The organism is Pedobacter sp. N23S346 (genome assembly GCF_048515415.1).
Lineage (GTDB): Bacteria > Bacteroidota > Bacteroidia > Sphingobacteriales > Sphingobacteriaceae > Pedobacter.
Genome location: NZ_JBLYEE010000005.1, coordinates 92,256 through 104,874, shown reverse-complemented (window position 1 = coordinate 104,874; position 12,619 = coordinate 92,256). Strand labels below are relative to the sequence as shown.

At 40.0% G+C, this 12,619-nt stretch carries 5 protein-coding genes; 3 read left to right on the top strand and 2 right to left on the bottom strand.

Features of this window, described 5'->3' with window-relative positions:
- Positions 1-139 precede the first annotated feature (139 nt).
- From ACN1CD_RS10865 to ACN1CD_RS10855, 3 genes are all read left to right on the top strand, one after another.
- Positions 140-1,507 (top strand): MFS transporter, encoded by a 1,368-nt coding sequence (locus ACN1CD_RS10865; RefSeq protein ID WP_419130414.1) that lies wholly within the window; start codon positions 140-142, stop codon positions 1,505-1,507.
- A gap of 856 nt (positions 1,508-2,363) precedes the next feature.
- A complete protein-coding gene (locus tag ACN1CD_RS10860) occupies positions 2,364-3,923 on the top strand; it encodes a S10 family peptidase (protein WP_419130413.1) in 1,560 nt (519 codons plus the stop codon).
- Positions 3,924-4,359: 436 nt separating this feature from the next.
- Positions 4,360-5,322: an acetyl-CoA carboxylase carboxyltransferase subunit alpha gene (locus ACN1CD_RS10855; protein WP_419130412.1), complete on the top strand. Its 963-nt coding sequence runs from the start codon at positions 4,360-4,362 to the stop codon at positions 5,320-5,322.
- A 779-nt stretch (positions 5,323-6,101) separates the two neighbouring features.
- Here ACN1CD_RS10855 and ACN1CD_RS10850 read toward each other — a convergent pair.
- A complete protein-coding gene (locus tag ACN1CD_RS10850) occupies positions 6,102-9,149 on the bottom strand; it encodes a DUF2723 domain-containing protein (RefSeq protein WP_419130411.1) in 3,048 nt (1,015 codons plus the stop codon).
- A gap of 223 nt (positions 9,150-9,372) precedes the next feature.
- Entirely contained in the window at positions 9,373-12,396 is a 3,024-nt protein-coding gene (locus tag ACN1CD_RS10845) for a DUF2723 domain-containing protein (protein ID WP_419130410.1), read from the bottom strand.
- Between the last annotated feature and the right edge of the window lie 223 nt (positions 12,397-12,619).

Here is a 12,619-nt window from a genome sequence, read left to right as displayed (position 1 = left end):
TTTGCGGTTAATGCAAACAATTAGTAAAAGAAACCTGCAAAGACAAAGACTTTCGCAAAGAACATAGTATGAAAACCCGCCTTTGCAACCTTTGCGCATTTCACTCTGCGACCTTTGCGGTTAACCATAACCAAATACAATGAGCTTAAAAACAATTTTCGAGAACCCGAAATTAACCCTCGTACAGATCATCAACATGAGTGTTGGGTTTTTCGGAATTCAATTCGGCTGGGATTTACAACGGGCCAACATGGGGCGTATTTATGAAAATCTTGGTGCCAATCCAGATCAGGTTCCATTGTTGTTTTTGGCAGCGCCTTTAACCGGGCTGCTGGTGCAACCTGTTATCGGTTACCTGAGCGACAGAACCTGGCATCCAAAATGGGGGAGAAGAAGACCTTATTTTATGATCGGAGCGATTGTGAGTAGTCTTGCCTTAATTGTGATGCCACATAGTAGTGTCCTTTGGATGGCCGCAGGATTACTTTGGGTTTTAGATGTTTTTGGCAACATTGCCATGGAACCTTTCCGTGCTTTCGTTACCGATAAATTACCAGATAGCCAGGTGAACCGTGGTTTCATTATGCAGAGTATGATGATCGGTTTAGGCGGAAGTGTGGCTTCTTCACTACCCTGGCTCATGAATAACGTATTTCATCTACAAAATACCGCCGCAAAGGGAAGCATTCCTGAAAATGTGAAGTTCTCTTTTTATATCGGTGCATTTTTCTTTTTCGCAGCAGTATTGTGGACTGTCTTTACTACAAAAGAATATCCGCCGCAGGATGAAAATCTTCAGGATAAAGGCAGTGGAGGATTTAAAAATGGAGTGAATGAAATTTTCTGTGCATTAAGAAATATGCCTAAGCGCATGCAGATTGTGTCTTTGGTCCAGTTTTTTACCTGGCCGGGATTATTCCTCATGTGGTTTTATTATACTACAGCCGTAGCCGTAAATGTTTTTGGAGGTAAAGATGCCGCCGATCCAGTTTACGCCCAGGGCGCAGATTTTGGAAGTTTAACTTTAGCCTACTATAGTGTAATTACTTTTCTTTTTGCATTGGTACTGCCTAAAATTGCCGATGCGCTGGGAAGAAAAACAACCCATGCCATTTGTTTAATTTGTGGTGCCATCGGCTTGATTAGCGTAGCCTGGGTACATGATAAAAATATGTTATACCTCTGTATGACAGGCGTTGGCGTTGCCTGGGCTAGTATTCTTTCCATGCCTTATGCCATGCTGAGTGGTTCTTTACCGAAGGATAAAATTGGTATTTACATGGGGATTTTCAACTTCTTTATCGTATTGCCAGAAATTATAGCCTCACTGGGATTTGGCTGGTTAATGCGGAATGTATTAAATAATGATCGCCTTTTAGCCGTTCAGCTCGGTGGTGGTTTAATGATTTTAGCCGCGATAATTTGTTATGTATTCATCAGAGAACCGAAGAAAACAGATGATGTGTTGACGGCGATGTTGGGGGTTGAAGAGAATAGGTCTGTTTAAATTGTTTTTACTTTGATCATTGTTAGTTTTTCGTCGATCGTTTTTGGGCTTCTGTGAAAAGATCCTGAATCAAGTTCACTGTTGTCCGGTAAAACTTTTTGAACAAATTTTTACCGGACAGCCTAATCACAAATGGCTGCAATATTCCTTAACCAAAAGAATATTTTGCAGGATATGGAAGCTATGAGCGGTTTAAAATATTAAAACCTCTGAAAATGATAGTTTTTTACCGGACAGCCGAATTAGTTCAAGATTTTTAGGAAACCTATAAAACAATGGGCTTACCTTTTAAAAATGAGATAAAAACAGCTTTTTTAGCTTGATTTAAAGGATTTAATGGATCGTTTAAACTTTAACCGGACAACAGTGAATCAAGTTCAGGAAGACGACCGTATTAATCCCCCTATTCATACCAACTCAAAAAGCCGCCTAACCTAGAAAGAAAACTTATAAATGTAACTTTACACCTCGCTATTGCCATCCTGCTGCCCGGCCTAGGAAATGATGGATGGAGAAAACGTTTAAAGCTTCTACCACAATCTTTCAAACCACTACAACCCAAGGCAGCACGTTCTCTCCCGATTTTTCATCGGGTGCTTGTGCTGACGAAACAAAGCGTTAACGAATTTATCCGACATCAGTTCCAAGCCTTGACTTTTGCTTCTTTTTGTTAAGAAAAAGAAGAAAGCCCTTCGGCGGTAAGCCGAGGCAAGCCAGCGCAGTGGGAAAAAACTGTACGATTCAAAAAAAAACCTGAATCAAGTTTAGGAGGACGTAAGATTTGGTAACATTTCTACAACGATCTTTGATTAACGCTTCTTTAATTTGATATTTAAAGACTCAAACCAAACCTTTAATGAAATCCAAAATTATACTCAGTACATTATTATGTGCTGGCTTTTTTGTGCATGCACAACAAGGCCCGAAGAAAAACCAATCAAAAGAAACTAAAACCACCACAGAAGTTACGGTTAAGGATGAGCCGAAGCCTGTAGCAAATGAAAGAACCATTAAAGTTGAAAGTGCTGTGGTTACTAATCACGCGGTAAATATTAATGGAAAATCAGTTCCCTATAAAGCTACAACAGGTACTTTACCAGTATGGGATGAAGAAGGAAAGCCAATTGCAGGCTTGTTTTATACTTATTATGAGCGCAGCGATGTTTCAAACCGCGATAAAAGACCATTGGTGATTTCCTTTAATGGCGGTCCTGGCTCAGCATCTGTTTGGATGCATATTGCTTACACAGGTCCGGTGGTTTTAAATATAGATGATGAAGGCTATCCCGTACAGCCGTATGGCTACAAGGAAAACCCATATTCTATCCTCGATGTCGCCGATATTGTTTATGTAGACCCAGTGAATACCGGTTATTCTCGTGCCACTAGCAAGGATATACCAAAAGAAAAGTTCTTTGGCGTTCGGGCTGATATCAAATATTTAGCCGAGTGGATCAATACTTTCGTAACCCGAAATAATCGATGGGCATCTCCAAAGTTTCTTATAGGCGAAAGTTATGGTACTACACGGGTTTCTGGTTTGGCCCTTGAGCTTCAAAATAGCCAATGGATGTATCTGAATGGTGTAGTTTTAGTTTCGCCAACCGAGCTAGGCATTGAGCGTGGTGGCCCGGTTGATGCCGCTTTGCGTTTACCTTATTTTGCGGCTACTGCCTGGTACCATAAAGTGTTGCCAGCAGATTTGCAATCGAAAGATTTAACAGCCATGTTGCCAGAGGTAGAAACTTTTACCATAAACGAGTTAATTCCAGCCATTGCACAAGGTGGCATGTTAAGCGCAGATAAAAAGAAAGTCATCGCGACTAAAATGGCTCGATATTCTGGTTTATCAGAAAAGGTAATTATGGATTATAACCTCAATGTGCCAACAGATTTCTTCTGGAAAGAGCTGATGAGAGATAAAGGTTTCACTGTCGGCCGGCTAGACTCACGTTACCGCGGTATCGATAAAATGAGCGCTGGCGAAGGTCCGGATTATAATGCCGAATTAACATCGTGGTTACATTCGTTTACGCCAGCCATTAATATGTACATCCGCAATGAGCTGAACTATAAAACAGATTTGAAGTATAATATGTTCGGTTCCGTTTATCCATGGGATAAAACGGGCGATCAAACCGGAGACAATCTTCGCCAGGCAATGGCACAAAACCCATATCTACATTTATTGGTACAATCTGGTTATTACGATGGTGCCTGCGATTATTTCAACGCAAAATACAGCATGTGGCAGTTGGATGGGGCAGGTAAACTACAAGATCGAATGACCTGGGAAGGCTACCGTAGCGGACACATGATGTACCTGCGTAAAGATGATTTGAAAACAGCAAACAACCACATCAGGGAGTTTATTAAAAAAGCGTTACCAAAAGATGGGGAGGCAGCGAAGTTTTAGCTATGATGGTTGGGATTATAGGATTTTAAGATCAGGGTGTAAATAGGCAGGAATGGGTTAGGATTTAAAAGTTTTAAGATCAGAATGCAGAGATACAGTTAACTAAATTAAAGTCTGTCATTTTTTATGGGCAGCGCAAAGGCAGTGCAAATATTAATGTTTGTTCCTGCTTTGCGCTGTATTCCCGATGAAGAATCGGGAGATGCCGCTTCAATCAGGGCTAAATCGCTTCAGCTTGTGGCTTGGAAACCCCTCATAGTAGAATAACCTAGGTAAGCTAAATCCGACGGTAGTGAGATACTATTGGTACTACAAAATGGGATGGTAAGCTGCCCACTACCCAGGCCGGAGGTAACTCAAGCTTTATGCTCCCTTTAAAGTAAATAAAACTGTTGTCTGCAAACTAAAAATAATTACTTATTTTTGTAGTTCAATTATGCAGCAAATAAAAACATCATTCGATTTTGAGAAACCTATTGCAGATTTAGTTCAGCAAATAGAAAAGGTTAAGCAAGTTGCCGATAAAACTAAGGTAGATATGTCTGCCACTTTAGAAGAGCTTGATAGTAAATTAAATGAAACCACCCATAACTTATATAAAAATTTAACAGGCTGGAATAAGGTTCAAATGAGCCGCCATCCGGATCGTCCGCAAACGCTCGATTACATCAGCATGATTTGTGATGATTTTATTGAGCTTCATGGCGATAGAACAGTTAAAGATGATAAGGCAATTATTGGTGGTTTTGCTACGATAAATGGCCAAACAGTAATGGTTATCGGTCATCAGAAAGGTAAAAATACCAAAGAGCGTCAGTTTCGCAATTTCGGTATGGCTAACCCTGAAGGTTACCGCAAAGCTTTACGTTTAATGCGCCTGGCAGAAAAGTTTAATAAGCCAGTGGTTTCGTTTATCGATACCATGGGGGCTTATCCTGGTTTGGAGGCCGAAGAACGTGGACAAGGAGAGGCAATTGCCAGAAACTTACTGGAAATGTCTGTGCTTCGTGTGCCAATTATTTGTGTTGTTGTGGGTGAAGGTGCCTCTGGTGGAGCTTTAGGGATTGGCATTGGCGATCGGGTTTATATGCTGGAACACACCTGGTATTCGGTTATTTCTCCAGAATCTTGTTCTTCTATCTTATGGAGAAGCTGGGATTTCAAAGAGAAAGCGGCAGAATGCTTGAAATTAACATCAGATGATATGTTTGGTAACAAACTTATTGATGGAATTATTCCAGAGCCAATTGGTGGAGCGCACCAGGATCCGGAATTAATGGGAAATACTTTAAAAGATTATATCATCAAAGATTTAGCTTCATTGGGTAAGCTAAAGACTGACAAACTTATCGAGCAAAGAATCGAGAAATTCTGTGCAATGGGTGTAGTAAACGAATAATCATTAACTAACTATATTTTTTTTGTCCCGTTTGGCCTGGCCGAGCGGGATTTTTTTTTGACTTACGAAGTTTGGTAGGATGGTGTGTAGGAGAAACTTCGTCAGTCTCAATTGAGTTTTCAGTTTGGTTTCATCTTTAAAACTTGCGAAGTCTTTCTGCGCTCCCGGCCTTTGAGACTTCGCAAGTTGGTCGACTTACGAAGTTTAGTCGGGCTGTGTGTAGGGGAACTTCGTCAGTCTAAATTGAGTTTTCAGTTTTGTTTCATCTTTAAAACTTGCGAAGTCTTTCTGCGCTCCCGGCCTTTGAGACTTCGCAAGTTGGTCGACTTAAGAAGTTTAGTTGGGTGGTGTGTAGTGGAAACTTCGTCGGTCTCAATTGAGTTTTCAGTTTTGCTTCATCTTTAAAACTTGCGAAGTCTTTCTGCACTCCCGGCCTTTGAGACTTCGCAATTTGGTCGACTTACGAAGTTTAGTCGGGTGGTGTGTAGGGGAAACTTCGTCAGTCTCAATTGAGTTTTTAGTTTTGCTTCATCTTTAAAACTTGCGAAGTCCTTCCGCGCTCCCGGCCTTTGAGACTTCGCAAGTTGGTCGACTTACGAAGTTTAGTCGGGTGGTGTGTAGGGGAAACTTCGTCAGTCTTAATTGAGTTCAGTTTTGCTTCATCTTTAAAATTTGCGAAGTCCTTCCGCGCTCTAGGCCTTTGAGACTTCGTAAGTTGATGGCATAAAAAAAGCAGCTACAAATGAATGCAGCTGCTTTGATATCGTTTTAAGATGGGATTATTGTGCTGGTCCTTGCTGGCCGTAATAACCAGAGAATTTAGCTTCTAAAGAAGCAAATATCTTCTCCAATTGTGTACTTACCTTCTCTTGTCCGGCAGCTTTACTGGCTTTGATCATTCTATCTAAATAGTACAAACCAGTTTGAATATTCTGCGAACCCGTTAATGATCCTTTTGATTGTGAAATATCACTTAAGAAAATTAGTTCTTTATTGATATAATCTCCAGATTGAGTTAAAATCTCATTTGCCCTCGCCGTTTCACCAAGCTTATAAAGATTTTCTGCCATGTAGTATTTCACTACTACTGTACGGATTCCGAAGAAACGTTGCGGCATTACATCATAATATTTATCTACCACTTTTTTCGCTTCTGCATTCTTACCTTCCTTAATTAAGCTTCCGGCTAAATTGCTGAAGATATTAGTGAAAATAAAGGTATCATCAGATGATTGAGGATCTAAATAGGTAGCCGTTTTCATGTTACCCCATTTAAACTTATTCATTACGTTATTGTACAATACTGGGGTATTCAACTGTTCTGCTCTTTCTTCGTTCGCAGTTGTATCAGCCTTAAATGGTACTAAGCGTAAAGCCAATCCTTCACTGTATAAATACTTATCTAAGCCATTGTATTGCTCAGAAGGTACGGTAGAAGCAAAGTAAATCGGACGTTTCCAGTTGTTGTGTGCAAGAATATCCAGCATGGCTAAAGTACCTTTGGTTACATATCCTTTGTTGAAAGTCCAGTCCATTTCAGGAGTAATCTTCGCCGCATCGGCTGCCGAAACCGTTCCTGTACTGATGACCTGTTGCGGATCAATGGTGATTTTAAAGTTTTTAGTTGGCAGGAAGTTAGATTTCGTACCATCCTGCATCGCAACTTTATCATTTTCATCATTCGATAACAACAATTCTACAATGTTTTTAAGTTCAACGCTGCCAGCGATTTTATAATCATCGAAAGGCATTACATCTCTTTCTCCTTGAACATATTGTTCAGGTTTCATTGTGATTGGCAATGGATCAGATTCATTTTGTTTCTGTCTTAAACCATTAATATACCAATCCGTATCGAACAAACTTAAATTCACAATCCGCACATCAGGACGAACATTTTCAACCTCCTGAATATACCAGAGTGGATAAGTATCATTATCACCATAGGTGAACAAAATTGCATTTGGTGCACAGGATTCTAAATAATCCAATGCAATATCATGGGCAACCATTTTAGTCGAACGGTCGTGATCATCCCAGCCTTGCTCTGCCATAATTACCGGAGCAACCAGTAAACCAATTACGGTAGCGGTAATAGCACCAACAGTTGGGGTTAGCTTCTTGAGTACCCATTCCCGAATGGCGAGCACGCCGAGACCGATCCATATCGCAAAGGCATAAAACGATCCTACATAAGCATAATCACGCTCACGCGGTTCTAAAGGTTTTTGATTGAGGTATAAAACAATGGCAATACCCGTAAAGAAGAATAACAAGGCAACCACACCTGCATCTTTTTGATTGCGTTGAAAGTGCCAGATGGCACCCAACAAACCAATAATTAAAGGCAGAAAGAAGAAACGATTGTAAGCATTGTTATCTACTGTAGATGGAGGCAAGTGACTCTGATCGCCAATTTTCCATGAATCAAAGGCTTTGATTCCGCTTAACCATTCGCCTTCATAACCACTTCCCTGGCCTTGTTCGTCATTCTGGCGACCAATAAAGTTCCAGCCAAAATAGCGCATATACATGTAGCCAATCTGGTAACTAAATAAGAAGCCAACATTGTCTACTACGTTCGGTTTTTTTGCATCATCCAGGTGCATCCATTCTTTGTAGAAAGAAGCATGACGGGCATCATCGCTATACATACGAGGCAACAAGGTGTTGTTATTGTATTCATAATCGGTTTTTGTACCGGCTTTCTCATATTTATCGGCACCTTTTCTCCAGATTGTTTTTCCACCCTCTTTAAGACCCACACGTTCCGAGTTGTAGTTAGGCCCGTAACCCAAAGGTCTGTCGCCATACTGCTCGCGGTTTAAGTAGCTTAAGAAAGAGAAAGCATCTTTCGGTGCACTGTTATTTAAGTTAGGATCAGCTTTTGCCCTGATGATGATCATCGAGAAAGAAGCATAACCGAAAATGATCAATACTGTAGAAATCAAACCCAGGTTTAATAATTTTTTCTGGTGTTTAATGGAGTATCTGATTCCCCAAACCAATAAGCCAATTACAATGATGGCAAAAAACAAAACACCAGTTCCGAAACCAAGGCCTAAGGTATTGACGAAGAATAAATCAAAATATGCACCAAACGAGACCAGGTACTGGATAATTCCATATTGGATTACCGCTAAAATTAAGATACCTGCAACAAGGGTTTTGAAAATGCCTGCCGTGGTGGCTTTGCCAGTTCTTTTGAAATAATAAATAAAGGCAATTGCCGGGATTGTTAGTAAGTTTAATAAGTGGATTCCGATTGATAAACCCATAATATAAGCAATGAACAATAACCAACGGTCTGCCCGGGGTTCATCTGCATGAGATTCCCATTTCAAAATTGCCCAGAATACAATTGCAGTAAATAGGGAAGATTGTGCATAAACCTCAGATTCTACTGCCGAAAACCAAAAACTATCAGAAAATGTATAAGCCAAAGCACCCACTGCTCCAGCACCAATAATGCTGATCAAGTCGCTTTTAGAAATTTCTTCGCCAGCTTTAACCAATGTTTTTTTAGCCAATGCCGTGATGGTCCAGAACAAGAATAGGATAGTTGCACCACTTGATACTGCCGAGCCAACGTTCATCCAGTAAGCAATTTTGGTTACCTCGCCAAAGGCGAAGATGGAGAAAAAGCGTTGAAGCATTAAAAATAGTGGAGCGCCGGGTTGATGTACAACCTGCATTCTGAACGCTGAAGCTATAAATTCGCCGCAATCCCAGAAGCTTGCAGAAGGCTCAAGAGTTAAAACGTAAGTTATTGTTGCAATTAGAAAGCAGATCCAGCCGACTATATTATTGACTTTAGAATAATTCATTGGTTCTTTTAATGATATTAAAAATTGTTTTACATGAAAATGCAGCCGAAATTAACTATTCTAGACGATAAAACTGGTAAATTTTTAGATTGATTTAACAATTCTTAACCAAATTAAGCGATTACTCATGCTTAATTATATTTTTTAAAATCGTATCCAAACCGCAAAACCTGTAAACAAAAATAGAGATCTGTTTACAGGTAGAGATTTGAATATTTAGTGGCTAGCCAGCCACAAATGGCGAAAAGCGATTTAAAAGGATCAAGTATTTGTTTTCAATCTTTTTGCTTAGTTCTCTTTGCTTAAAGGTTTCAGTCAATTTAATCATCTGGCTCATCACACTCATGTAGATTCTAACATTTTGCTCGGAAGCCAGATAGCCTTTACTTTCAGATACATCAGCCAGATGAATCAACTCCTTATCAAAATAATTTGTTGATTTGTTAATCAGTTCATTTGCACGCTTTAAATCGTTTATCCGGTATAAACCCTCTGTAAAATAAAAAGTGCTCATCGCTTGTCTGGGCGTGTAAAACTGATCCGGGATCATATCAAAATACTTAGCGGCCACTTTTTTGCTTTTAACCATATCTCCTTCATCGATTAATCCACTTAATAAACTGGCAAACATATTTGAAAACATAGCCACATCATCAGCCGATTGCCGACCTAAATGATGCGCATTTTTGATATTGCCGTAACCATAGGTATTCACCAGGTTATTATACATCGGCTTCAGGTTTAAAGGTTCCGGGTTATCCGAAGTTAGATCTGGTTTGAGCGGAAGCAACCTTCTGTTCAGTCCTTCTGTGTAAAGATATTTGTCAAGCCCAATATATTGCTCGGTTGGCATTGCTCCTGTAAAATAGATCGGGCGTTCCCAATTGTTGTGCGCCAGTATGTCGAATAAAGCCAATGTTCCCTTGGTTACATATTCCTGATTAAATGTCCATTGAATACTATCTGCAATTTTTCCGGCATCTTCTTTAGGAACGGTTCCGGTATCAAGCACTTGCTGAGGATTTACCGTCAATTTCAGATTCTTCGTAGGCAAAATATTGTATTTCGAACCATCACTCATTGTTGCCTTATCTTCATCGTGATCTGATAAAAGCACATCCAGAATCTGCTGCAGCTCCACATGCTGTGCAATTTTATAATCCTGAAAGTACATGATGTCTCTCGTGCCTTCCACATATTGCTCATGTTTTAAAGTAATAGGAAGCGGTGCCGATTGATTCTGTTTTCTGCGCATCCCGTCGATGTACCAGTCTGCAGTAAACAAACTCAGGTTAACTACCCGCACATCCGGACGGATATTTTCAACTTCCTGTGCATACCAAACCGGATAAGTATCGTTATCGCCATAGGTAAACAAGATAGCGTTTGGCGCACAGGCCTTCAGGTAATTCACAGACATATCTTTGGCAACAGAACTGTCAGACCGATCGTGATCATCCCAACCTTGATTAGCCATAATCATTGGCGCGGCAAATAAAGCTAAGGCTGATGCGAAAATGCCTGCACGCCGAGGGGTAAATTTTTCGAAAAACCATTCCTTCAACCCAAAAACACCTAAGCCAATCCAAATGGCGAAAGCATAAAAAGAGCCAACGTAAGCATAATCCCTTTCCCGGGGCTCTACCGGAACGGAGTTTAAGTAAATTACGATCGCAACGCCGGTAAAAACAAATAGCAACCCAATAATTCCTGCATCTTTTTGATTTCTTTTGAAGTGCCAAATGGCTCCGATTAATCCGATAATGAGTGGTAAAAAGAAGAAGCGATTATAAGCTTTGTTTTCGATAATAGAAGGAGGGAGATTTTTTTGCTCACCTAAGCGAATGGCATCAATTGGTTTTATCCCACTTAACCAAGCGCCATCAGTTCCGCCATGCTGCCCATCTTCATTATCTTGCCTGCCCACAAAGTTCCACATAAAATAGCGGACATACATTTGTCCCGCCTGAAAGGAAAATAGATATTTTAGGTTATCGGTGAGCGATGGTTGATGCTCATCATCAAAACCCATATAATTTTTGTAAAATCTGATGTGCTCAGGTTTATCACTATACATTCTTGGCAAAGGCGTTTTATCTGCGAAAACATAAGCAGACTTTTTACCTGCCCGCTCGTAATTTTTTTCGCCTTTGCGGAAAATTTCTCCGGTTTCTTTGATGTCGATTTTTTGGGAGTTGTAGTTTTCCCCGAATAACAAAGGGCGGTCGCCATATTGATCTCTGCCTACATATCTGGAAAAGGAATATACATTATCTACATTGTAATTGTTGAGATTCGGTTTTGCCTGTGCCCTGATGATGAGTAAAGCAAATGAGCTATATCCGAAAACGAGCAACACCGTAAAGAGCATAATCAGGTTGAGAACCCTTTTGTTTTTAAGGATCGAATACCTGATGCCGTAGACTAAACCAGAAATAAATAAGATGGCAAAGCATATGATGCCAGTTCTGAAGCCAAAGCCCAACGTATTTACAAAGAAATAATCGAAGTTTGCGGCGATAGAAACGAGGTATTGAATAATGCCAAATTGCACAACAGCCAATGCCATAATCGAAATAATGAAAGCTTTTAGAATGCCTTTCCAATCTGGTGAGGCTACTTTCTTAAAGTAATAAACAAAAACAATTGCCGGAATAGTTAAAAGGTTTAAAATGTGGATGCCGATGGAAATTCCCATAATGTAGGCCACAAAAAGGAGCCAACGATCTGCTTTTGGTTCATCAGCCTGCGATTCCCATTTCAAAATCCCCCAAAAAACTACAGCGGTGCAAAGCGAAGACAGGGCATAAACTTCTGCCTCCACTGCAGAAAACCAAAAACTATCAGAGAAGGCATAGGCCAATGCGCCAACTAAACCAGCGCCAATAATGCTAATGATGTTTTGATTCGTGAGGATTTCATTCTTTTTAACGATTGTCTTTTTTGCTAAAGCCGTAATGGTCCAGAATAAAAACATGATGGTTCCGGCGCTTGCCAGTGCTGAAGAAATATTAATGAAATAAGCAACTTTGGTTTTATCGCCAAAAGCAAGTGTAGAAAATAACCGCTGAATCATCGAAACCATTGGAGCACCAGGTTGGTGAACAACCTCTAGTCTATAAGCCGACGCAATAAATTCGCCGCAATCCCAGAAGCTTACAGATTGATCTAAAGTTAGGATATAAGTGGTTGCAGCAATGATAAAACATAGCCAACCGCCAATGGTGTTGATCTTCGGATAATTCATAGTGAAAATTTAGTCTTTGATAATAAATGATTTAGGTGGTTCTCGATTAAAAATGTCGTAGAAAAAAATAAAATGTTGCACAGCATATGATGATTTTTTTATCTTTGCAATGCAAAACGGAAGAGCAGGAAAGAAATTAAAAATATTTTAAAATCACTCTTGCATATTTCAAATAAGCTTCCTACATTTGCATTCCCTTTCGAGGGGTTACCTCGAGAAAGTT